At 56.6% G+C, this 23,584-nt stretch carries 22 protein-coding genes and 1 tRNA gene; 9 read left to right on the top strand and 14 right to left on the bottom strand.

Annotated features, from left to right (window positions below):
- Positions 1-27: 27 nt before the first annotated feature.
- Together AC2FEE_RS23695 and AC2FEE_RS23690 are read left to right on the top strand one after the other, a co-directional pair.
- A complete protein-coding gene (locus AC2FEE_RS23695) occupies positions 28-1,101 on the top strand; it encodes a BMP family ABC transporter substrate-binding protein (RefSeq protein WP_496867908.1) in 1,074 nt (357 codons plus the stop codon).
- A gap of 131 nt (positions 1,102-1,232) precedes the next feature.
- A complete protein-coding gene (locus AC2FEE_RS23690; RefSeq protein ID WP_496867907.1) occupies positions 1,233-2,600 on the top strand; it encodes an MFS transporter in 1,368 nt (455 codons plus the stop codon).
- 19 nt (positions 2,601-2,619) lie between these two features.
- On the opposite strand, the gene AC2FEE_RS23685 is transcribed toward AC2FEE_RS23690, so the two are convergent.
- Together AC2FEE_RS23685 and AC2FEE_RS23680 are read right to left on the bottom strand one after the other, a co-directional pair.
- Positions 2,620-3,852, bottom strand: a complete 1,233-nt coding sequence (locus tag AC2FEE_RS23685; protein ID WP_496867906.1) for an HlyD family secretion protein — start codon at positions 3,850-3,852, stop codon at positions 2,620-2,622.
- Positions 3,853-3,855: 3 nt separating this feature from the next.
- Complete coding sequence (locus AC2FEE_RS23680) at positions 3,856-4,236, bottom strand: hypothetical protein (protein ID WP_496867928.1); 381 nt, start codon at positions 4,234-4,236, stop codon at positions 3,856-3,858.
- Positions 4,237-4,379: 143 nt separating this feature from the next.
- Here AC2FEE_RS23680 and AC2FEE_RS23675 point away from each other — a divergent pair, with 143 nt between their 5' ends.
- The 3 genes from AC2FEE_RS23675 (at position 4,380) to AC2FEE_RS23665 (ending at position 6,508) form a co-directional block, all read left to right on the top strand.
- The gene (locus AC2FEE_RS23675) at positions 4,380-5,453 is read left to right on the top strand and encodes an NAD(P)/FAD-dependent oxidoreductase (RefSeq protein WP_496867905.1); all 1,074 of its coding nucleotides are present in this window, start codon (positions 4,380-4,382) and stop codon (positions 5,451-5,453) included.
- Positions 5,450-6,103: a DUF938 domain-containing protein gene (locus AC2FEE_RS23670; RefSeq protein ID WP_496867904.1), complete on the top strand. Its 654-nt coding sequence runs from the start codon at positions 5,450-5,452 to the stop codon at positions 6,101-6,103. The genes AC2FEE_RS23675 and AC2FEE_RS23670 overlap by 4 nt, the downstream gene beginning before the upstream one ends.
- Before the next feature lie 69 nt (positions 6,104-6,172).
- The gene (locus AC2FEE_RS23665) at positions 6,173-6,508 is read left to right on the top strand and encodes a carboxymuconolactone decarboxylase family protein (protein ID WP_496867903.1); all 336 of its coding nucleotides are present in this window, start codon (positions 6,173-6,175) and stop codon (positions 6,506-6,508) included.
- Between the two features lie 45 nt (positions 6,509-6,553).
- Here AC2FEE_RS23665 and AC2FEE_RS23660 read toward each other — a convergent pair whose 3' ends face one another.
- The 5 genes from AC2FEE_RS23660 to AC2FEE_RS23640 all read right to left on the bottom strand — a co-directional run bounded on the left by AC2FEE_RS23660 (position 6,554) and on the right by AC2FEE_RS23640 (position 14,828).
- Entirely contained in the window at positions 6,554-9,061 is a 2,508-nt protein-coding gene (locus tag AC2FEE_RS23660) for a GcvT family protein (RefSeq protein ID WP_496867902.1), read from the bottom strand.
- 137 nt (positions 9,062-9,198) lie between these two features.
- The gene (locus AC2FEE_RS23655) at positions 9,199-10,482 is read right to left on the bottom strand and encodes a hypothetical protein (RefSeq protein WP_496867901.1); all 1,284 of its coding nucleotides are present in this window, start codon (positions 10,480-10,482) and stop codon (positions 9,199-9,201) included.
- Between the two features lie 94 nt (positions 10,483-10,576).
- Positions 10,577-11,989 carry an FAD-binding oxidoreductase gene (locus tag AC2FEE_RS23650; protein WP_496867900.1) on the bottom strand — a complete coding sequence of 471 codons (1,413 nt, stop codon included), beginning with the start codon at positions 11,987-11,989 and terminating at the stop codon, positions 10,577-10,579.
- Between the two features lie 12 nt (positions 11,990-12,001).
- The gene (gene ggt, locus AC2FEE_RS23645) at positions 12,002-13,795 is read right to left on the bottom strand and encodes a gamma-glutamyltransferase (RefSeq protein WP_496867899.1); all 1,794 of its coding nucleotides are present in this window, start codon (positions 13,793-13,795) and stop codon (positions 12,002-12,004) included.
- 46 nt (positions 13,796-13,841) lie between these two features.
- A complete protein-coding gene (locus AC2FEE_RS23640) occupies positions 13,842-14,828 on the bottom strand; it encodes a 2-hydroxyacid dehydrogenase (RefSeq protein ID WP_496867927.1) in 987 nt (328 codons plus the stop codon).
- A gap of 170 nt (positions 14,829-14,998) precedes the next feature.
- On the opposite strand from AC2FEE_RS23640, the gene AC2FEE_RS23635 reads away from it, so the two are divergent.
- Entirely contained in the window at positions 14,999-15,487 is a 489-nt protein-coding gene (locus AC2FEE_RS23635; RefSeq protein WP_496867926.1) for an SH3 domain-containing protein, read from the top strand.
- Between the two features lie 38 nt (positions 15,488-15,525).
- On the opposite strand, the gene AC2FEE_RS23630 is transcribed toward AC2FEE_RS23635, so the two are convergent.
- Positions 15,526-16,029: a ferritin gene (locus tag AC2FEE_RS23630; RefSeq protein WP_496867898.1), complete on the bottom strand. Its 504-nt coding sequence runs from the start codon at positions 16,027-16,029 to the stop codon at positions 15,526-15,528.
- A 185-nt stretch (positions 16,030-16,214) separates the two neighbouring features.
- Positions 16,215-16,379, bottom strand: a complete 165-nt coding sequence (locus AC2FEE_RS23625; RefSeq protein WP_496867897.1) for a hypothetical protein — start codon at positions 16,377-16,379, stop codon at positions 16,215-16,217.
- A 67-nt stretch (positions 16,380-16,446) separates the two neighbouring features.
- On the opposite strand from AC2FEE_RS23625, the gene AC2FEE_RS23620 reads away from it, so the two are divergent.
- Positions 16,447-16,521 (top strand) — tRNA-Gln (locus AC2FEE_RS23620).
- Positions 16,522-16,708: 187 nt separating this feature from the next.
- On the opposite strand, the gene AC2FEE_RS23615 is transcribed toward AC2FEE_RS23620, so the two are convergent.
- From AC2FEE_RS23615 to AC2FEE_RS23595, 5 genes are all read right to left on the bottom strand, one after another.
- The gene (locus tag AC2FEE_RS23615) at positions 16,709-16,837 is read right to left on the bottom strand and encodes a hypothetical protein (protein WP_496867925.1); all 129 of its coding nucleotides are present in this window, start codon (positions 16,835-16,837) and stop codon (positions 16,709-16,711) included.
- Positions 16,838-17,082: 245 nt separating this feature from the next.
- Positions 17,083-17,940: a primase-helicase family protein gene (locus AC2FEE_RS23610; RefSeq protein ID WP_496867896.1), complete on the bottom strand. Its 858-nt coding sequence runs from the start codon at positions 17,938-17,940 to the stop codon at positions 17,083-17,085.
- Positions 17,941-17,961: 21 nt separating this feature from the next.
- Entirely contained in the window at positions 17,962-18,714 is a 753-nt protein-coding gene (locus tag AC2FEE_RS23605) for a hypothetical protein (RefSeq protein WP_496867895.1), read from the bottom strand.
- 400 nt (positions 18,715-19,114) lie between these two features.
- Entirely contained in the window at positions 19,115-19,735 is a 621-nt protein-coding gene (locus tag AC2FEE_RS23600) for a sulfotransferase family protein (protein ID WP_496867894.1), read from the bottom strand.
- A 499-nt stretch (positions 19,736-20,234) separates the two neighbouring features.
- On the bottom strand, positions 20,235-21,212 hold the full coding sequence (locus tag AC2FEE_RS23595; RefSeq protein WP_496867893.1) for a serine hydrolase domain-containing protein: 978 nt from the start codon (positions 21,210-21,212) through the stop codon (positions 20,235-20,237).
- A gap of 322 nt (positions 21,213-21,534) precedes the next feature.
- On the opposite strand from AC2FEE_RS23595, the gene AC2FEE_RS23590 reads away from it, so the two are divergent.
- Both AC2FEE_RS23590 and AC2FEE_RS23585 read left to right on the top strand, forming a co-directional pair.
- Positions 21,535-22,395 (top strand): hypothetical protein, encoded by an 861-nt coding sequence (locus AC2FEE_RS23590; RefSeq protein ID WP_496867892.1) that lies wholly within the window; start codon positions 21,535-21,537, stop codon positions 22,393-22,395.
- Between the two features lie 391 nt (positions 22,396-22,786).
- Positions 22,787-23,551: an alanine/glycine:cation symporter family protein gene (locus AC2FEE_RS23585; RefSeq protein ID WP_496867891.1), complete on the top strand. Its 765-nt coding sequence runs from the start codon at positions 22,787-22,789 to the stop codon at positions 23,549-23,551.
- The last annotated feature ends 33 nt before the right edge of the window (positions 23,552-23,584 follow it).

Genomic DNA, 23,584 nt, shown 5'->3' with positions numbered 1-23,584 from the left:
CAACTAAACCAACTTGGGGAGTAACACATGAAATTCACTACACTTCTGACAAGTGCCGCCATGGCGCTTGGTCTGGCCACGGGCGCCATGGCCGAAGACAAGACCAAGGTCGGTTTCGTCTATGTCGGCCCCGTGGGTGACGGCGGCTGGACCTATGAGCACAACAAGGGCCGCCTAGCGGTCGAAGAGCATTTTGGCGACAAGGTCGAAACCGTGTTCGTTGAATCGGTACCCGAAGGCCCCGACGCCGAGCGCGTGATGACACAGATGGCGCTGGAGGGGGCCGATCTGATCTTCACCACTTCGTTCGGCTACATGGACCCGACCGTCAACGTGGCCAAGAAATTCCCGGACGTGAAGTTCGAGCACGCGACCGGCTACAAAACCGCCGACAACGTCTCGGTCTACTCGGCCCGCTTCTACGAAGGCCGTGCCGTTCAGGGCCACATCGCGGGCAAGATGACCAAGTCCAACATCATCGGCTACATCGGCTCGTACCCGATCCCCGAAGTGATCCGCGGCATAAACTCGGCCTACATCCACGCCAAGAAGGTAAACCCGGATGTCGAGTTCAAGATCGTCTGGGCCTACACCTGGTTCGATCCTGCAAAAGAAGCTGACGCGGCCACCGTTCTGATCGAACAGGGCGCCGACGTGATCCTGCAACACACTGACTCGACCGCGCCACAGGCGGCCGCGCAAGAGGCGGGGAATGTTGTCACCTTCGGCCAAGCCTCAGATATGAGCGAATACGCTCCGTTCCCGCGCGTGTCGTCGATCATCGACAACTGGGCCCCCTACTACATCGCGCGCACCCAGGCCGTCATGGATGGCTCGTGGGAGACCGTGAACACCTGGGACGGCATCCGGGAAGGCATGGTCGAGATCGGTGAGATTTCCGACGCAGTCCCGGCCGACGTCAAGGAAGAAGCACTGGCACTCAAGGCTGCCATGGCTGCGGGTGAATACCACCCCTTCACCGGCCCGCTGAAAAAACAGGACGGCAGCGACTGGCTGGCCGAGGGCGAAACCGCCGATGACGGCACTCTGGCCGGCATGAACTTCTATGTCGAAGGGCTGGAAGGCGAAATTCCGCAGTAAGCTAAACGGCACACACATCGAAGGGCTGGCCTTTTGGCTGGCCCTTTTTTTGTTGCTCAGAAACCTTGACGAAAAGCCCTATCCCAGACCTGATGGGGTCAAAGGCGCAACAATCGCGGAATAGTAATCCAATGCAGACCAAGGCCCGAGATCGCAGCCGCTGGTGGATTCTGGGCGCGATGGGAGCGATCCTTGGGGTCATTCTGCTCGATGAAACAGTGGTCAGCGTCGCGCTGCCCACCATCCGGGATGATCTGGACCTCTCACGGCTGGATGCGCATTGGGTTGTGAATATCTACCTGCTTGTGCTGGCCTGTTTCGCGGGGGCGGCAGGTCGACTGGGCGACATTTTGGGCATCCGGGCACCTTTGGGTGCGGGTTTACTGATCTTCGGCCTGTCTTCGGTGCTCGGGGGATTAGCTGAGAGCGGTTTCTCACTGTTGACCGCCCGCGCGGTTCAGGGCATCGGAGCGGCCCTGATCTTTCCCTTGTCGATGGTAATACTGATCCAATCCTTTGACGAAAAGGAACGCGGCCTTGCCTTAGGTCTATATGGAGGGATCGGCACGGTGTTTTTGTCATTGGGGCCACTGGTCGGAGGCGTACTGACCGAGTATCTGTCCTGGCGCTGGATATTCTGGGTCAACCCGCCAATCGTGCTGGCTGTCGCTGCGATTACCTGGACCTTTTGGCGCGACCCGCCACGCCTGCCGGAGCGTGGGCTCGATTGGAAGGGGCTTGTACTGCTGGTTCCCGGCTTGGCTGCGCTGGTTTTTGGGATCATGGAAGGCCCGGACCGAGGCTGGACCCAACCCGAAGTGCTTGCGGCGTTACTCACTGGCCTTGTGGCGCTCGCGCTTTTTGTCCGGGTTGAGCGACGCATCCCTACGCCGTTGATCGCGGTAACCCTGTTTGCCAACCCCGGTTTTGCGGCGGCGAACATGATCCTGTTCACTGCGCAGTTCGGCAAGATTGCTCTTTTTGTATTCGGAGCGTCCTACTTTCAAACCAAGCTTGGCTTTTCCCCTCTGGCCGCAGGAGCAGCGTTATTACCAATCGCTTTTCCACAAATCTTCGTCGCACCGATAGCGGGCAAGGTTGCCGATATGTTCGGCACACGCGGCCCCTCGCTGATGGGGACAGCGGTGGGGACAGTGGCCGTCTTACTGGTTGCACTGGGAATGTATCAGGACATCATGGCGTTGATCTATGCGGGTTACATCCTTTGGGGATGCTGCGTACCGTTTCTTTTCGTCCCGCCCCGGCGCGCCATTATGTCTGCCGTGTCACAAGACCTGCATGGTCAGGCAAGCGGGATATCCATGACATTTCAATTGTTGGGCGGCACGGTCGGCATGGCCCTTGGAAGTTCAGTCTTTGCGATAACCAATTCCTACCCGCTAGTCTTTTGCTTCGTTGCGGGTTTCGCAGCCTGCATTTTCGCGTATTCCTTCGCCTCGCTGTCTGAAGCAAAGACACCCGGCCGCGCCTCTGGGTGAGGCACGGCTGAAGTCCGATTTAGTGGCCCGTCAGAACAAGCGTATTCACTGGCATCAGGATCAGGCGCAGGCGCAGGCCTGCCGCGTGGACCACGCCGATTGTGTCGATCACATGTAGGGTAGCGGATTGCCAAAATCCCAGATGCTCATGCTCCAGCCGTTCGTGATTGTCGGTATAGACGTTGGCCAGACAATTGCTGCCTGGCGGGATATCATCGGCCATGTTTTTGTACAGAGGCTCCATATAGACCAGAATTGAACCCGGAGTCTTGTTGGCCTGCACATCCCGCAACTCGTCCGAAGGGCGGATTTGCCCGGATGGGATCACGTCCTGAACCTCGACCACAACCATCGGGATCACGGTGAAGGGCTTGGTCATGCAACCCAGTTCTCCGATCATACCGGGTTTGATGACCTGCGCCGACATCTGGTTGAACGCGGCCTGAAACCGGTCATGTCCCGAACTTGACGGAACCAGGATGCCTGCCGGGCGCAACAGCGGGCTGACATAGTCACCGACCTGCAGGCCGAACTGTTCAACCCGACCCGTTACGCCGGCGCTGATCACGGTCTTGTCCAGCTCGGTCAACGCGGCATCCAGCTGCGCGTTGGCGCTGACCAATTGCGCGGGGATCAACTCCTCGATCTGTTGAACGACAGCAGCACGCTGCGCCTCCGCCGCCCTCAGTTGCGCCTCACGTTCCGCCACCAGGTTTTCCAGCCGGTCAATCTCGGCCAGCCTTACGGCGCTTGAGCCCTCGTCGCGCAGCGTGGTGTTACGCTCCAAGTCCTCAAGCGACTGATCCAGCGAGGCGCGAGCCCCTGCTATCCCGGCTTCGGCCTCGGCCAGATCGGTTTCCGCCACTTTCAACGAGGCCTGAACCTGTGCGATCTGGGCATGGGCAGCCTCGACCATGGCGGTCTGGGTGAAATCCTCAATCCGGAATATCGGTTGGCCTGCCACAACCTGTTGGTTGTTGGTGACGTAAACCTCGGACACGCGGCCACCAAGTTGCGGCAGGATCGTCACCGTACGGAAATAGGAAGCCGCTGTCTTGCTGGCGGGATGGAAGTAAAACAGGGTGGTAATCACGGTCAGCGCCAGAATGGCACAGGTGGTCAGACCCCAACGCAGCTCGTACCACATTGTAAACAGAGTAATTTCGTGCCCGATCCGCTTGCCCTGAACAAATCGGCGGAACAGATAGTCGGGCAGCACCGTCACCAGCGCGCACATCAATGTCTCAAGCATGTCTTACTGCTCCTGCTGCGCGGCAGTTTCAACCGGCTGGGCCGGGGCGGGTTCGGGCAGGTCCTGTTTGCCCAAAGATCGGATCGCATCAGCGATGGCTCTCAGCGGGGCGGCAACATCGGGGAATTGGAACCCGGCCACCAGGATGGCGGCGATCCAGAACAACCCGTTATGCGTGAACAGCGCCAACAGGGCCAGAATGCCGACCAACTGGAACTGAGGGTGATTGGATTCATGCGCAATCTTTTCAGGGATCGAGTGTAGCGTGAAATACCCCACTCCGATCAGAATGATAACGACAACGGTAAAAATGAACATGAACGTCAAAAGAAAATCACTGCCGTCCGCCTGGGTCACGTAGGTCGGAATATGCCCCGTGGCCATCGGGTGTAGGTCTGCGGTACTCACCCTGCCCTCCTGTTTCTGCTTGATCCCTGTTTGGATGGGTTGATGCGTAAATTCAAGCCTGCTTAAAGTTCCCAGACGCTGTCATGCATTTAACACATCGCGCAGCCAACAGGGGGCACATGATTGATTATCTGATCATCGGCGGCGGCATCGCCGGTTTGAGCACTGGGGCACGGCTGTCGCAGCACGGAAACGTTACCGTGCTCGAGGCCGAGGATGCCCTTGGCTATCACGCATCTGGCCGCTCGGCCGCGTTGTTCGAAGAAAGTTATGGCCCGCCTTCGGTTGTGGCGCTGAACAAGGCCAGCGCCGGCTTTTTGCACGCCGAAAACGGCGGCTTTCTGACACCGCGCGGGTTGATGCTGGTTGGTCGAAAGGATCAGAGCGCGGCCTTCGAACAGGACGTTGCGGATCTGAACATGCAGGTCATCCCCACGGAAGAGGCGCGGACCCGTGTACCGATCCTCAATCCCGAAGCGCTGGGTTTCGCAGCTGTCAGCAATGCCGCATTCGACATCGACACGGACAGGCTGCTGCAAGATTTCGTCCGTGTTATTCGCGGCAATGGCGGTGAGGTTTTGACCAAAGCCAGAGTCTCTGCCATTCGCAAAAACCGTCACTGGATTGTCGAGGCCGCAGACACCTACGAGGCCCGTACTCTGATCAATGCCGCCGGCGCCTGGGTGGATGAGGTCGCCAAAATGGCCAAGATTGCCCCGATTGGGATAATTCCTAAACGCAGGTCGATGGCACGCCTGCCAGCTCCGGGTGGGCATGACGTCCGGGACTGGCCCATGATGCTGGGCGTGGCCGAAGCGTGGTATGCCAAACCCGATGCGGGCAAACTGTTGGTGTCACCATCCGAGGCCGATCCTGTGCCGCCACATGATGCCTATGCCGATGATATGGTGCTGGCCGAAGGTCTGGCCCGGTACGAGGAAATGGTCTCCGAACCCGTCACGCGAGTGGAAATGAACTGGGCGGGACTGCGTAGCTTTGCGCCCGATGGATCCCTTGTGCTAGGGCCGGACCCGGCAGACCCCACTTTCATCTGGGCTGCCGGTCAGGGCGGGTACGGGTTCCAGACTTCTCCGGCCGCGTCTCAACTGGTCTCGGACCTCGTGATCGGCGCTGCGCCGGAACTGGACCCGGAAACGATCGCAGCCCTTAGCCCGGAAAGGTTGCACCGATGAGCAAACGGTCCCTGCCGTCCAACGCCAGCGTCGCCTCCGAAGGGCGGGATGGCCGATTGATTGCCCCCGCTGCAACCCGCAATGCCGAGGTGTTGTGTGAACTGCTGGCGCAATGGGCGCCAAAGACTGGTCAGGCGTTAGAGATCGCCAGCGGTACCGGCCAGCATGTCAGTGCCTTTGCCCGATGCCTGCCCGACCTCCATTGGCAACCGACCGAGGTGGAACCCGACCGTCGCGCCAGCATCGACGCTTATGCCGCCGACCTTACCAACATCGCCAGCGCCGTCGCGTTGGATGCAACAGCGCAGGGATGGCATAAAGAGTTTGCCGGTCAGAACCTGATCGTTCTGATCAATCTGGTGCATCTGATCAGTTGGCCGGAAACACAGATGCTGATAGCCGAAACCGCGCGGGCGCTGGCTCCGAAGGGGAGGTTCATCCTCTACGGGCCGTTCAAACGGTCGAGCCAACTGACAAGCGACGGCGACCAGAAGTTCCACGACGCGCTGGTCCAACAGGATACTGAGATCGGATATAAGAATAACGAAGATATCGCCGATTGGATGGCCGCGCAAAACCTGACCGTCCTCGAATCCGTGGAGATGCCCGCAAACAACCTGGCCTTCGTCGCGGAAAAACCCGGCACCTGATCAAGATCAAGGTCCGGCTTAACACGCCGGAACATATTCCGTTTGTATAATATTAAATGGAATGATGACATGAACTGGCAGGACAAGATCAAAGACACACGCAATGGTCTGCGCAACCTCAACGGCGCGATACCCGAGGCGACCCGCGCATTCGGTGCGCTCAGCGCAGCGGTCAAGCAGGGCGGAACGCTGGATTACAAGACCAAAGAGTTCATCGCTCTGGGCATGTCCATTGCAATCCGGTGCGAGCCCTGCATCACGCTCCACACCGAAGCCTTGCTCAAAGCAGGCGCATCGCGAGAGGAGTTTTCCGATGTGTTGGCCATGGCCGTTCAGATGGGCGGCGGCCCATCGATGATGTATGCCGCCAAGGCACTGGAATGCTATGACGAACTGAGCGACTGACCACAAAAGCAAAAGGCCCCGGACTTAACCGGAGCCTTTGTTTGTTTAGCCGTCCTTGCGGATGGTCTCGTTTTTCGGATCGTAGGGGCTGTCGCAGGTGACGACCGCATCCCACAGCTTGTCCTGAATTTTGACTTGCAGCTTGGTGCCCTCGACGGCGAACTCGGGCTTCACGTACCCCATGCCGATGGATTTCTCGAACGCCACCGAGTAGCCGCCCGAGGTCAGACGACCTACACGCTCGCCTTCCGGTATGTACAGCGCCTCACGGCCCCACGGGTCGGCATCGTCCGGTCCGTCGATCAGCAGGGTGCAGCACTTCACGCGCACGCCGGTCTCTTCCAGCTTGGCCTTGCCGTAGAAGTCCTTGGACAGGTCAACAAAGCGCGGCAGGTCGGCTTCCAGCGGGGTCGCGTCCCGTCCCAGTTCCGTGCCGAAGGCGCGGTAGGATTTCTCCTGACGCAGCCAGTTCTGGGCCCGCGCACCGACCAGCTTCATACCGTGTTTCTCGCCAGCTTTTTCCAACAGGTCGAATAGGTAGTTCTGCATCTCGATCGGGTGGTGCAATTCCCAGCCCAGCTCACCGGTATAGGCCACGCGGATCGCGTTGACCGGGCACATGCCCAGTTCGATCTGACGGGCCGACAGCCACGGGAAACGCTTGTTGGACAGTGCGGTTTCCGGATCGACGTCGTTGATGACCTCTTTCAGAACGTCACGCGACTTGGGTCCGGCGATGGCGAAGACGCCCCACTGAGTGGTCACGTCCTGGATCTCGATATAGCCGAACTCCTCCATCTTGTCCTCGGCCGCCTTACGCAGATAGTCGGCGTCGTACTCGGTCCAGGCGCCGGCAGAGACGATGTAGTAGTTGTTCTCGCCGTTGCGGACGATTGTGTATTCGGTGCGGGTGGTACCGTGCGAGGTCAGTGCGTAGGTCAGGTTGATACGGCCGACTTTGGGCAGCTTATTGCAGGTGAACCAATCCAGAAACTGGGTCGCACCGGGGCCTTTGACGACATGCTTGGTAAACGCGGACGCGTCGATCAGACCAACGCCTTCGCGGATCGCCTTGGCTTCTTCGACGGCGTATTGCCACCAACCGCCACGGCGGAAGGAGCGGGCGTCGTGATCGAAGTTCTCAGGTGCATCGACAGGACCAAAGTAGTTAGGACGTTCCCAACCGTTGACCCACCCAAACTGTGCGCCACGTGCTTTCTGGCGGTCATAGGCCGGAACAGTCCGTAGCGGACGGCAGGCGGCACGCTCTTCGTCCGGGTGGTGCAGAATATAGACGTGCTCATAGCACTCTTCGTTCTTGCGGGCTGCGAACTCGGTGGTCATCCAGTTCGACGAGTACCGCTTGGGGTCCAGCGACGCCATGTCGATCTCGGCTTCGCCATCGACCATCATCTGCGCCAGATAGTATCCGGTGCCGCCTGCCGCGGTGATGCCGAAGCTGAAACCCTCGGCCAGCCACATGTTGCGCAGCCCCGGAGCCGGGCCGACCAGCGGGTTGCCGTCCGGCGTATAGCAGATGGGGCCGTTGAAATCGTCTTTCAGGCCGGATTCGGCACAGGATGGCACGCGCTCGGCCATTGCCATGTACTGATCAGCAATACGATCCAGATCCAGCGGGAACAGGTCGGCGCGGAAGCTGTCCGGTACACCGTGCTCGAACCGCGCAGGTGCGCCGTGCTCATAGATACCCAAAATCCAGCCGCCGCGCTCTTCACGCGCGTAGGATTCGTTATCAGCATCGCGGACAACGGGGTGCTCGGGGTTGCCCGCTTCACGCCATTTGACCAGCTCGGGATCCTTGTCCATGACGATGAACGTGTGCTCGACCGGGATCGCGGGCATCTTGATACCCAGCATCTTGGCGGTGCGCTGAGCGTGGTTGCCGGATGCAGTCACAACATGCTCGGCAGTGATCACCACCTGCTCGTCGCTCTCGACAAGGTTGCCGCCCTTTTCCACCATCTTGGTGCAGGTGACTTCCCAATGGGTGCCGTTCCAGTGGAAAGCGTCGGCCTGCAGCTTGCGGACGATATCTACACCGCGTTGACGGGCGCCCTTGGCCATCGCCTGGGTCACGTCGGCAGGGTTAATATAGCCGTCCTCTGTGTGGTAGATCGCACCTTTCAGGTCCGAGGTCTCGATCAGCGGCCAGCGTTCCTTGATCTGCTCGGGCGTCAGCCATTCATAGTCAACGTCGCAGGTTTCGGCCGTGGACGCGTAGAGCATATATTCGTCCATGCGCTCTTGCGTCTGCGCCATGCGCAGGTTGCCGACCACTGCGAACCCCGCGTTCAGGCCGGTCTCTTCTTCAAGCGTCTTGTAGAAATCGACCGAGTATTTGTGGATGTGGGTCGTCGCATAGGACATGTTGAACAGCGGCAGCAGGCCCGCTGCGTGCCAGGTGGACCCGGACGTCAGCTCGTCCCGTTCGATCAACATCACATCGTCCCAGCCTGCTTTGGCCAGGTGATAGGCAATCGAGGTCCCGACGGCGCCGCCGCCAACGACCAGTGCTTTGACTTGGGTTTTCATAACCGGACGTCTCTCCTTGGAATCTGTTGGAACCATATGGCGCATTTGCAGGGTCAAACGCGACATTCATCCGACCAGTGAGAGAAGGAAAACGACCCCGCTGCCGCAGATGACCGCCGGATTCGTCGATTTTGCTACTATTGTCCGGTGACCGAACACCGCTTGATGCTGCCAACCTTGGCACAGCCACCACCCAGCCCGCCTTTGTGCACACGCACCGGCTGACTGCTCCTTGGGCGTTTTGCAGCAGCTTCCTTGGGTTCCGACGCACCGAAAGCCGGCAGTTTGTCTTTCAACAGGCTGAAAAAGCCCCGAGCTTCCGTTTCAATGGCGTCATCCATTGCCGCGGTATCCACTTCGGCCGCATCATCCAAAGCTGCCTGACGCTTATCTGAGTCCAGCAGCAGTTTCTGCGCCCGGCCATAACCGATCTGGAGGACGTCCTGATTTTCGAAGACCTCTCCGCCAGTGATGTCCATGAGGCCATCGCTGTTGAACCCCGACGCCGTCATCGTGTTCACCATCAGTGCCGTGACATCCAGATTCTTGAGCTTTTTGCGGGTCGTCTTTTCCTGAATCAACGTCATCTCGGAATACAGGCGATCCATTTTCCCGGCGACCTCCGGTTGCCGATCCAGAGGCACCGATATTCCTTGCCCTACCACAGGTGAAGGGAAAGTCAGTAAAGAGTTGAGGGCTGCATAGTCAACCATGCCCAAAAGCTCTCGGATAGAGGCGTCGCTGGCATTGGTGTGCAGCCGGATCACAACCTCTTCGTCGATCCCGATCCGCCCTGTGACCTTGCGATACGCGAGCGTATCGGTCGGAGACGTCATGTCCTGAGTGATCTCAACGAAGGCGACACCGTCGACAACGGCGAGCCCTTTCTTGATCACGGCCTGCGCCATGAAATTCTGCTGTCGAGACAGCGCGATTCCCGCCAGCGTGTTGCGTGCCGATTCCGGTTTCAGGCTGATGTCGAACCAAGCGATCTCCTCGCCTTTGGCATAGACCGCACCTGTTTTGCTGAGCTTGCGCAGAATACCGTCTTTGCCCCCGCCGGACAGACTCATCAGTTCCGCCGTGTTTGAAATGGAACTGATCAGCGGCGTCATACCAAATTTTGAAATCGCGGTCGCAACTGCCTTGCTTTCCGCATCGGTCAGCTCATACCGGGACCATTCCTCGGTGGAGGCAGGAAGGTGAGATTTTGCGCCCGCTTTCCACTGCTTCTTGCGCTCCCGTTCGGCGGCTTTGGCGTCACGCTCGGCCTGCTGCTGCGAAAAGCGATGCTTGATCGTGTCCACATAGCCATTAGCGGACAGAGTACCTTCGTGTTTTTTGTCCTGTTGATAATAGTCCAGGCCGACAATGACCAAGACTATGATCACCACAAACCCAAAGATCCGCAAACCGTCCATCTGAATACCCGAAATCAATCGCTGCTCGTTTTCGCGAAAGATATAACCAAATTGGGGCGGTCTTATGGCTGTGGCGCCGGAAAACCGATACGTGTCAACACTCTGTGGACGGAAAAATTTTGCCCGGATTCATGATGTTATCCGGATCCAGCGCCGTTTTTATCGCCGCCATATAGGTGACCGCCGGGCCCAGTTCCTTGACCAGGTAGGGTCGTTTACCCTGCCCGATTCCGTGTTCTCCGGTACAAGTCCCCTCCATCGAGATCGCCAGATCGTTCAGCCAGCCGACAAAGCCATCGGCCCTGGCCACCTCGTCCGAGTTCTCCATATCGATCAGCAGCAGAGTGTGAAAGTTCCCGTCGCCTACATGCCCGACAATCGGGGCCAACAGGCCAACGTCCTGCGCCTTGGCCCGCGTCGCCGCGACGCATTCCGCCAGGCGCGAGATCGGGACGCAGACATCGGTAGAAATTCCCCGCGCACCGGGACGCAGTTGCAAGCTTGCCCAGTACATGTCGTGCCGCGCCTGCCACAGCTTGCTGCGTTCTTCGGCGGTCGACGTCGCGGCGAAATCCGCACCACCGAATTCCTCGGCGATCTGACCGAATGTCTCGGCCTGCTCAACCGCACCGGCCTCGGACCCGTGGAATTCCAGAAGCAACAGTGGTGTTTCCGGCAGGTCGAGCCCGGAATAGGCATTGGCAGCCTTGACGGACAGTTCATCCAGCAGTTCGATCCGCGCCACGGGTACGCCAAACTGAATCGTCATCATCACCGCCTGACAGGCGGCATCGACCGAAGGAAAGGAACACCGGGCCGAGGTGATCGCCTCGGGGATGCCCTGCAGGCGGAGGGTAAGCTCGGTGATGATACCCAGCGTGCCCTCGGCCCCGATCAGAAGACGCGTCAGATCGTAACCGGCCGAGGATTTCTTGGCCCGGTGGCCGGTGCGGATAATTTGACCGTCCGGCATTACCGCTTCGAGGCTGAGGATATTGTCCTTCATCGTGCCATAGCGCACTGCATTGGTACCCGAAGCCCGGGTTGCGGCCATCCCGCCCAACGAGGCATTGGCGCCGGGATCGATGGGAAAGAACAAGCCTTGATCGCGCAGATGGGTGTTCAGGTCTTCACGCGTGACACCGGGCTGCACGACGCAATCCAGATCGCTGGCATGGACAGACAGCACTTTGTTCATCTGGGTCAAGTCGATGGATATCCCGCCAGCCGGGGCGTTCACATGCCCCTCCAGCGAGGTGCCAGTCCCAAAAGGGATCACAGGCACCTTGTGCTGGGCGCAGGTTTTGACGATCTCGGACACGTCCTCGGTTGAATGCGGGAAAACCACAGCATCCGGGGACTGGTTTTCGATCCAGGTAGTCGTGTGACCGTGCTGTTCGCGGATCGCCTGACCAGTTTGCAGGCGATCACCGAATTTCTGCTTCAAGATGCCGACAGCTGTTTCAATCCCGGCCTCGTTTCGGGGCAACGTTACTGCCTGCACCATGAAAAACCTCTCTTATTCGCCCAGCGCAATGCCTTCGCGGCGCGGGTCGGCGCCACCGATCAGAACATCTCCGATTTCAATTGCGTGCAGACCCGAGGTCAGGTCGCGCGGGTTGACCTCGAACCCCAGCTCAATCAGCGCGTCGGCATAGCCTTCGGCGGCCGTGCCCTGCTCCACATCATAGGTGCCAAAGCGGTTGACCAGATGCGGCAGCGACAGCGCCTGTTGCACATCCATGTCCCAATCGGCCCAGGCGATGATCGACTTGGCCACGTAGCCAATGATCCGGCTACCACCGGGCGAACCGATCGCCAACACCGGCGCACCGTCCTGCATCACGATAGTCGGGCTCATGGACGAACGTGGTCGCTTGCCTGGTTCCAGCCGGTTGGCAATCGGAACACCATCGCTGTGGGTCTTGAACGAGAAATCGGTCAGTTCGTTGTTCAAAAGGAACCCGTTGGTCATCAGCCGCGAACCGAACCCGTTCTCGATCGTCGTGGTCATCGACAGCACGTTGCCATACTGATCGACGATCGAGATATGCGAGGTCGAAGGCAGTTCCAGCGACACATCATCCGCCCAGTTCGACGCGTGGTCGAATTCAGGATTGCCCGGCGCAACCTCGGGCAGCGCCCCCTCACCATTCAGCAATGTTCCGCGTTCAGAGAGGTAGTCGGGATGGACCAGGCCCTGTGTCGGCATCGGGACATAATCGTGATCTGCCATGTAGCGACCACGATCGGCAAAGGCCAAACGCGAGGCGTCGCCAATCAGACGCCATGTATGTACGTCCTCCGGCCCCATCGTCGCCAGATCATACCCTTCAAGCATCCCCAGTATCTGACCGACCGTCAACGCACCCGAAGAGGGCGGGCCCATGCCGCAGACCTCATAGACGCGATAGTTGGCGCAAACGGGCTCGCGCTCGATCACCTGATACAACGCCAGATCAACACCGGATAAAACCCCGGGGTTACCCGGTGCGTTGCGGACAGTGCTGACAATCCCTGCCGCGATCTCACCACCATAAAATCCGGCAGAACCTTCGCTGGCCAGAACCCGCAGCGTTTCGGCATAGTCCGGGTTCATCAACCGTTGGCCCTGTTGCAATGGCTCTCCGCCCGGCAGGAAATACTCAGCCGTTGCAGGAAAACGCGACAGGCGCTCGGCGTCCGCTTCGACCAACGTGGCCAGGCGTGGAGAGACAAGGAACCCCTCATCGGCCAGTGTGATGCCATCCTGAAACAGGCCGGGCCACGGGCTTCGCCCCCAACGCCGGTGCGCCTCTTCCAACAAAGCGGGCGTACCGGGCGTGCCAACCGAAAGACCGCCAACCACGGCGTCGTAGAATTTCAGTGGTTCGCCGTTTTCGTCATGGAACAGCCGGTGGTTTGCCTCAAGCGGAGCCGTCTCCCGCCCGTCCAGCGTGGTCAACTTGCCGGTTGCTGCGTCATACCAGACCAGAAAAGCCCCGCCGCCAAGACCCGAGGATTGCGGCTCGACCAACCCCAGCACAACCTGCACGGCAACCATCGCATCAGCGGCAGACCCACCGGCCCGCAGCACTTTTGCCCCGGCTTCAACAGCCAGAGGGTTCGCGGCGGCAACCATCCAGTTCTGCGACGTTACCGGCTGACCAGCTATCTTGGCCTCAAGCGCAGCGATGACCTCGTCCGTCAGACCCTGAACCTGCCCGTCAGAGGCCGCCTCGGGAGCCACTGCATCCGCTGTCTCTTGCGCAAAAGACGCGCTGCTCAGCATCAACGCCGTCAAAAACAATCCCGAAATCAGATTTCGTTTCATCGTATCCTCCTGAAAATCCGTTTGTCGTCCTTGCGGCGCAAACACGTTACAACATGGAAGGCACAACCTGATCCGGTGGGCGGTGCCCGTCTTCGAAGGTCTTGATATTGATGATGACCTTCTCACCCATCTCGATCCGCCCTTCCAGCGTGGCCGATCCCATATGAGGCAGCAGGACGACGTTCGGCAATTGTCGTAGGCGTGGGTTCACTTGCGTACCGTGTTCATAGACGTCCAGCCCGGCTCCGGCGATCTCACCCGAGCGGACCTGACGGGTCAGCGCGTTTTCATCGATCACCTCGCCCCGCGACGTGTTCACGATCACAGCCGATGGCTTCAACAGCTTCAACCGCCGCGCGTTCATCAGGTGAAAGGTCGACGGAGTAGACGGACAATGAATGGAGATCACATCCATTCGCGCCACCATCTGGTCGAGGCTCTCCCAATAGGTAGCCTCAAGCTCCTGTTCGACCTCGGGGCGCAACCGACGACGGTTGTGGTAATGCACCTGCATCCCGAATGCCGAGGCGCGGCGGGCCACCGCCTGACCGATCCGCCCCATGCCCAGAATACCAAGACGGCGCCCGCCGATGCGGCCACCCAGCAATGCGGTCGGGGCCCAGCCCGACCAATCGCCTTTTTGCATGACCGTCAATCCCTCAGGAATCCGCCGGGTCACCGACAGGATCAGCGCCATGGTCATGTCTGCGGTATCATCAGTAAGCACGCCCGGCGTGTTCGACACCAGAATGCCCCGTTGCCGGGCTGTGGCCACATCGATATTATCGACCCCGGCCCCATAGTTGGCAATCAGGCGCAGCTTTTCCCCTGCCTGACCCAGCAACCCGCCATCAATGGCATCCGTCACCGTGGGCACCAGGACATCCGCACTTTGCACCGCTGCGACCAGCTCTTCCCGCGTCATAGGCGTGTCATCGTCGCGCAACTGCACATCGAACAACTCGCTCAGCCTGGTTTCCACCGCCTCGGGCAACCGTCGCGTAACGACAACACTCAGACGTTCTCTTGGCACTTTCGCCCTCCCATCGCTTTGCAAATCTTCGCGCGCCATGGCATCGTGGCGCAGGATAAGGCGGGGCACAAGAACCCCAATGCATTGAGACGACCTTTTTTCGAAACCCGATCAACAGGCACAAGAGCAGACAGTCAGTGAGTGGTTTTCTACCAGTAAAACATCGCCTTCTGGTGGTCACGTCCGCAATTCTAGTTGTGCTGAGCACTCTGAACGCGAGCGCACAGGACAAGCGTGGCCCTGTCACCAACCTGCCCCTGCCGCGATATGTTTCGATGAAGGCCGCCGAAGGCAACGTCCGCCGAGGCCCGTCGTTGACGCATCGAATCGACTGGGTATTCAAACGGCGCGGAATGCCGCTGCAAATTACAGCCGAATACGGCAACTGGCGCAGGGTTCAGGACCGCGACGGCGCTGGTGGTTGGGTTCACTATGCCCTGCTGTCCGGCGTGCGCACCGTGCTGATCGAATCCGAGTTGCTGCCCGTCTACACCAGCCCCGACTCCAATTCTCAGGTCAGCGCGAAATTCGAATCCGGCGTGGTAGCGCGCCTGGGCAATTGCAGTCTGGACTGGTGCCACGTCTCTGCTGGTGGCTATCGCGGCTGGACACAGAAGTCTAACCTCTGGGGCGTCGATCCATCCGAGATTCGCGAATAGCGGGGCGATATGCCCGCCCCGCCTGAACAATACGGCTGCTATGCGCTCTCGGCAGTGCGCGTGCCCATTTCCTTATCCAACAACAGCAGGTTCCAGCGATCCCCGTTCGCCGCTTTGGTCTGGTCGAGGATTCTGCCGAACAGATCCTCCTCCTCGTTCTGTTCAGCCAGGAACCAGTTCAGCATGTTCTGAGTGCTGTATTCCTTGACCTCATGCGCCAGCTCAAACAGCGCATTGATCTGCCCGGTCACCGTTACTTCATTTGCAAGCGCGTGTTCCAACGCCTCTACAGGCGAGGCGTATTCGTTTTTTGGTTTGGCGATTCCATCAATTTCGATTCTTCCGCCACGCTGCGCTACAAAGTCGAAGATACGCATGGCATGCCCGCTCTCTTCGACCGAGTGCCCACGAAACCACTGGGCAAATCCGGGCAGGTCCTCGGATTCGAAATAAGCGGCCATGGCGAGATACGTGTAGGAAGCGTGAAGTTCATTATTGATCTGACGATTCAACGCTTCTGCGACATTCGGGTTTAACTTCATCTTCATCTCCTGTGTCACGGTTTGCCGGGGCAAACATACAGTTATGTTCTCCAGTGATCTGGCACAACCGGAACCACTTGGTTTTTTTAGATATATTTCAATATTTTACCGGGAACATTTGCAAGTGAAAGGCACTTGCAACCCCATCGGATTTCCACGCCCTAATTAAGTCGGCCACCAAGTCACTAGCAGTCATCAAAAAAGTCAGTTGAAGCAGCGCCTTTCCCGGCCAAAGCCTTGCGCAGTATCGACCACTCGTGCCCATGGAACACCTTATCACTCAACCGGCTGATCGACATGAAATCCGAGCCTGAGCCATCGGGAACGCGGGCCAAATAAATTTTGCTCAAAGCCGAAGATTTTCGCTCAAAGCCTCTTGAACCCTCCGAACAACAATCGTAGATAGCCGCTCACCGTTGGGGTGTAGCCAAGTGGTAAGGCAGCGGTTTTTGGTACCGTGTATCGTAGGTTCGAATCCTACCACCCCAGCCAGATCATCGGAACATGGATGGTCAGCAGGCTCTTGGGGCTAAACTCTCCGAGAAATGCCTCCGTTTATGCCCCCGGCACCCGAACCACCCGTTAACTACTATAGCGGGTTCTGTGGGGGTGCCCCTCCCACGTTGCGGGAGGAGCGGGTTAGCTGGTTTGAAGTCGAGATTTGTGCATAGCCACAGTACTATAGCATATCCCAATCGATCCCGTTCGCCTGCCGATCACGCTCATCTTGAAGGTTATCGCGACGATCACCGATGGTCAGATGGTGGGGATTGATACAGCGACGATTATGGCAGCGATGTCGGATCACCTGATCGCGGGTGGCGGCAAGCCGGTGGGTAATACAATAGACGAACCTGTACACCCGATCCTGCTGCCCCCGGAATCGTAGCTTTCTGGGCTCAACAGTCGGAGTAACCCAGCAGCCGTTTTCATCTTCTTCAGTTTCATTTAACTATTCCTCTACTTTTTGACTGGCTTCTTGGTGATGGTTGGCGATCAGTTCCGTGTACCATTCTTGATGCCGATCCATTGCGATGAACAAAGGTGCTCTCATCAGATGATCTCCACTTCGTCTTCATCTGGGTCGATGGCTTCGTCATAGCCATCCGGACCTCTCACCCGCCCACCAGCAACCTGATAGTCGGGATGAACCCAGACAGTCCTTGCATGATCGACACCACCCCACTTCACGCTTTCAGAACGCCATCGAAGTTCAGGCATCATGTGACGAATGCGGTTCTGATTGGTCTTCAACTCCTCGATGAATAACTTCGCCAGTTTCTCCTGAGGTATGGCGAAGCAACCAAGTCCGTTGATATGTTCTTCCAGCCGAACCAACAGCACCTCCCGATACGCTCCCATAATCTGTTGCATGACCGGTGTCTTGATCAGGGACAGGTTCAGAGAACGAGGGTTAAAGTCATTCGACTGCCGGTGCTCCATCAACCCGTTATAGAGCCGAGCGACATTCTCAGGTTGGTTCATCCACGCGTTGAACTCGCCAATGAAGTTACCGAAGTCTTCAGCCTCAGGGCCAGAAGCATGTCCATCATGATCAACCTCGACCGCGTAGTAACGACGATCGCCGCCTTCGATCCATAGTGGAATGTGGTTGGTGGTGAAGATGAAACAGCAGCACTGCTCGACCTTCTCGAGATCACGTCCCTTGGCCTCCGAGACTGTCACCCGTTCTGTAATGTAGGTCTTCAGGGTGTTCCCTTGTGGTGAGTCCGGCTTCAGCTGCAGTTCCTCTGACACCACCAGCTTGCTGTCCAGGATCGGCTTGTTGAACTTCCCAGTCAGCTTGGCCACGCTATTCTGCGTGATCGAGTTTTCTTCCCCGAACAGCTTGGTGATCAGGGTGCAAAGGGTGCTTTTGCCGGTCCCTTTATGTCTGGAGTAAAAGAACAAAGCCCAAGCTAGTTTCTCAGCCTAATTCTGAAGACCCCACGAGATCCAATCCTTGACGACACGGCGGTCCGCCTCGAGGCAGAAGATTCGCTCAAGAAACTGATCGAACATTGTCGTATCAGCGTCGGCAACTGCGAGGTTGCGGTAAGCTGGTTTGCTCCAAGTATTGAGGGCAACTGTATCGCCTTCAGGTATGATTGGCTCCTTGATGTCTGGGCGGCACTTAGTCGATCCGTTCCATATCCGTACATTCTGGCTAGGATCATCGTGAACCTCCTCGAAAGCCCGCTGAAACACCGTGCGTACAAGTTTTTGAGACAAATCCATCGTCGGATAGTTTTTCCGCATCCTATTTAGACCGATACGTTTGACCTCCGCCTGCGACAGAGGGTGCGAAGGTCTCTCAACCAAGTAGTACTGGTTTTTATAGCGGACGACCCATTTGCTTATCTGTCTGGCAAGAAAGACCACACTTTTTTCAATGCCAGCATTCGCTTCGTCTTCGACGAGAGCTTCATTCGGGTTGTCTTCATTAGCCTTGGATTGATCCTGTGCGTTGGCATTGGTTGGAGAGTTAGCTTCGATTTGTGTCTCAGTGGAGGAGTCGTCAGCTCGTGCTCTGCTTCGGCGGCGGTAAACCGCCAGCAGAACCAGCGCTGAGACAGCGGGATGAGACCGAGAGACCACCCAGAGCATCGTCGTCAGGACAGCCTTGGGCGGTGGGTGCAAAAGAAAACCCCCGACGAGAACGCCGAGGGCAGACAGGTACTTCATGGATCAAACTCCTGCAGTTGCTTCTTTATTTAGATGCAGGAGGTTTCTCGGTTTCCTGGGGAGCAGACGTTCAAACAATCCGGACGAGTTTTCGCTTAGCAGACCTTACCGACATTCGCTGGGCTTGCAATCTGTTGGGCAAGGCAAGAAATCAGGCCACAGAGCTGTCATTCGCTGCTAGTGCAGCACTAAGCCTCAGCGATGGCGGCAATGCACAGGAAGCGGACCTTAAACTAAATACGCAGTGTTGTGGAACCTTGGACAGCAGCTCTGCGGGGCAAAGTTGCCGTTCTTCTATGTTCACAATTTACGCTCTTGTGTTGTCTTCCGCACCGAATTCAATACCGGAATTCAACTGGAGGCTAGTGGAATAGCTGAGCGTTTGGAAAGGCAAAGAGTTTCAGCCCGAAGGAGCGTCTGTGACAGCGTCGACATTTCCCTGAAATTCGTCGGTTGAATTGCCGTGTGGATAGGGTTGGTCGGGGATTGGGCGATCCAGAAATCCGCATAGTGGTTCCCACCCGCTACCAAGCTCATAAGTCAGAAGTCTGTCTTTCCCGAACTCTGCTTGAACATCCAAAATATTCTTTTCATAAACAGAAATCATATGATCTCGTTCGGCGATATTACCGCCGAACACGCCATCGGCGATTAACTTAATCCCAATTGAGTCGGCGTCTTCGCTATTCCGCAATATCGGCAATATCGTCTTATCCATGCTTTCGTACCATGCGTCGGCATCGCGTACGGAGAGGATGATCTTCGCTTTCGGGAAGTGCGCGCTCAATTCTCTCCAAAAATAGGCGCCGGGCCAGTCAACGGTTGCATTATATTCGGCGAAAACCTGATCCCAATCTGGTGTGTCCCCTCCGGCGGCGGAGCGCCAAACCGCTACTCGCTCAGCATTGGGCAGCACCTCGAACATATGGTAGCAAGGCCCCAACCCCAAAATTTCAAGGGCCTTCTTAAGCGACTCGGTGCCTGTGCGGCCGAATCCTGCGCCAATAACTGAAAGTGGCAAATGAATCTCCTAATAATTTAGTTCTGTCTGAATGCGATGAACTACAAATAAACCCAACTTTTTGTCTACTGTCACCAATTCGTTCAAGTTTGGAGATTGACAGCTTGATTTGATGTCTGCTTCGGGCTCAGACCGGTCATCTGACGGTTTCAGTAGGTCATTGAGTCGGTTCAATCGGCATCAAGGTCAGCAACGCGGACAAAGCTGACTTTTAACTGTGATCGTACAGCATTGGTTAATATTGGCTGCGAGAGCCATTCGGTTATAGTTGTTTCTGGAAAGGTTTTTTCAATTGCTCGCCGAACTTGGAGGAGGAAATCCGGCGAGCTCTATCCAAACTGGGTATGACCGTGTTGTCGACGTGGCCATTAAATTCCGCGTCTATTTCCTCAACTAGATGGGGCTCAATCAAGGAAACTCGACGACATTAATGCTCTACGCGCCCGTTGCGGATATTGACCCTTGTAGCGCACTCGGCGACTACCATAGAAAGTTCTAATTAGGTGGCGTTCAAGATTGGACCGTCCAATAATCTTACCAATTCTCCAAAGTATCCTCCGGAACGAGCAGGACGAGTAGGATCAGATGTGATTGCTACGGCTAGGTTTCGGTCAGTATGAGCAGCTAATATTTGCCCTCCGTACCCACGCGCCAAAGCATAACCCGAAGGGGTCAGAAACCAACCATACCCATAGTCCAACCCAGAGAAAGCCGAGCGGCCATATGGCTTGGTCGATTCCAAGACCCAGCTTTCAGGAATAATTTGCCTATCAGCAAAGGCCCCGCGGTCCCGAAGCAACACCGCGATCTTCAACATCGACTTTGGAGTAATTGCCATCTCATTGCCTCCTAGGTAATAACCCTGCGGATCTCTCGTCCAAGCAGGTATCTCAATACCAAGAGGTACTCCCAGCCTCTCACGCGTGAGCGTCAAAAGACTTTGGCCGGCAGCCTCGGTCAACGCTGCACCAAGAACATGAGTTGATCCAGTGGAATAGAGCATCTGTTGTCCTGGCTCAGCAACCATCGGCCGTGTCAATACATCCGCGACCCAGTTAGGAGAGCTGATCCATTCCCCGTAGTTACTGCCAGAGGTTCTTTCGAGACCGGCTCGCAGCGTCACCAGGTCCTCCATGGTTAAACTTTCGGAGCCGGGTGTAGCATTAGCAGGCAAGAGCTGCGGAGCGACCTCCCGCAGGGTGGCGTCTACAGATGGGATTTCCTGCCGACCGATCGCCGTCCCAAGCAACAGAGCCACAATGCTTTTCGAACAGGACTTTATGTTAGCTGGCCTTTCTAGGCCAGCACCCTGTTGAGTCTTAGCGAAAATGACGTCATCTCCGCGTTGAATTTGAAGTGAATGCAACTGCGGCAGACCGCTTATCACATTATTCAGCGCTACCGTTTGTCCCCGCGCTATGTATGGAGCAGCCGTTGCGGTTGCGGTTAACAACATGAATTTTCGACGTGTGGTCATAGCATTTATTTGGAAGCCAAACTCTGAATGTCCAGAATTCTACGCAACATCGCAGCCCAATTGCCCAAAATGTTCGCTCCCCAAAAATCGTCGTGTGGGATTTGTGGCAACACGAAGCTTCGTTGGTACACTTGGCTGGCGTCGTCAAGTGCAAGAACTGTGTTAGACTGGCCCGGAGGACATTCTAGCAGGAGATATCCAGTTGCTACCGAATTCACTCCGTCTCGCACTCACTGCCACTACAATTGCCATCTCGGCGGGCGCCCTCCCAGACAGCGTCGAAGCGATATCGCAAGATGTCCCAGCGTGGTTACAAAAACACGTGGGTACGGATGACGGCCAAATCGCGCCGATCGTTTTGAACAGGGCGCGAGCGCTTTACATAGAGAAAGTGCGACGAGGCGAAGTAAGGAACCCCTGCTACCTTGCCAAGGATGCAACCCGCCCCAGCACTGCAAGAAACGGCAATCCCGCGAAGCGGTTTTACGTCATCTGCGAGTCACAAAATTCCTTCCGAGCGGTTTCGTCCGGCTATGGAAATGGCCGAAAACTAAAGAGCGCCAATTTCTCGAATGGTCGGCAATGCGCGAAGAACTTCAGCAATGCAGAAGGATCTAAACTTACCGCCGGAGGTGCCTATGTGACAGCTGAAACCCGCACGTCCTTCAAAGGTTATTACAGTCATTCCGGCAAAACGCAGCCGTTCTACCGCACCTTTCTTTTGTTTGATGGGGAAGGAGAAACGAGCAATGCTCGGGAGCGCGCCATTGGAGGCCATCCCGCTGTTTTCCTAAAGTGGCAATGTAGGTTCAAAAATCCTCGTAGCACTCATGCAGACAACGACGGCTATGTCCCCTACGGAAAACTTGTGAACTACACTGGTGGTCGTAGCAATGGTTGCACAACCTGGTCACAGTCTGCCTCAAAAGAGATATTGGCGCTTGTGGAAGGGAATCCGACGACCCTGTATATCTACCCGGAATCCAAGGACATCAATGCTGTCGCTAAGGCTGTAAAAAAGGGGAAATCACTATCGCGAGCAGGAGTTTATTGGAACGCAGCTTGCTTGCAAGCAATAGGCGCACCAAAGTTCTGGCCCAAAAGTAGGCTCCAACCGATCATAAATAGTTGGAGAGCTTCCTTGCCTAAACAACGGCCACTAGAATTGCCTATCTGCAACTAGTTGAAACAGCGCGGGACAACTTAAGAGCACGTTGCCCTTCAAGCATTTCTGCTTTGTGCTAGTAGCAGCCGTCGGCTGCACTGGGATTGAACGAACGCTTTGCCGCTTTCCGAAGAATCCAATCAAATGTGACAGTCGCATAAAGCGCAGCATTTAACTCTTTGGGTTCGACGCTGTCGTTCGCAGCACTTGGCGTGAACTACTGCTGAGCGAATTACCAAATGGATACGTAATTATATGCCAGTGCCTCAATTTCAGTGCTCTCCAGGCCAACCTTTTAGTGATACCGCGCAGCTTATTCCTGACAACTTTCGCATCTTTGTGCATGATGAAAAACTAGGCAGACTGTTTTTGTCTTCCGAGAAGTGCTTGAATTATCAAGAGGCGTGCTATGGAAGCGTTGGTTAATGGCATAAATACGGTACTTTGGAACTACGTACTAATTTACGGACTTCTTGGAACCGGTATCTTTTTTACAATTCGTCTTGGCGCACTTCAGTTTCTTCATTTTGGGGAAATGGTGCGTGTGCTCACTTATGCTAAGAGCACGGACAAAAGAGGTATTACTCCTTTTCAAGCGCTGACGGTAAGCTTGGCCTCCCGGGTTGGGACCGGAAACCTGGCTGGGGTAGCCGTAGCTCTGACCTTAGGAGGTCCAGGTGCCATCTTTTGGATGTGGATCGTGGCATTGGTTGGAATGGCCACTGCATATTCTGAAAGCACTTTGGCCCAACTCTATAAAGTCACATCTTCCAACGGAAGGTTCAGAGGAGGCCCAGCGTTCTACATGGCCAACGCCTTGAATGCTCCTTGGGCTGGAGTCATTTTTTCGATTTGCCTGATTGTCAGCTTTGGTTTGGTTTTTGTCGCGGTCCAATCCAACTCGATCGCTGAAGCTTTCGAGGGCGCGTTCGGGTTGAACAAATTGGTCGTTGGCATAGCGCTAGCTGCAGCCGCAGCGGTGGTAATATTCGGTGGAATAAGAACCATCGCAAAGTTTGCAGAGATTGTCGTGCCGCTCATGGCGGGTCTTTACCTCTTGCTTGCCTGCGTTGTCGTAGTCCTGAACATTTCCGAAGTGCCAACTATGTTGTGGTCGATTGTTGCAGGGGTGTCCGTTGTCAGGGATTTTGGGACAGATGGCTGCCTGAGCTAAGAGAGGATCTGGCGCATCTGGTTGGTTTGATTA

The sequence above is a fragment of the Ruegeria sp. YTSC199 genome, from assembly GCF_059609725.1.
This window is presented reverse-complemented; position numbering and strand designations above follow the sequence as displayed.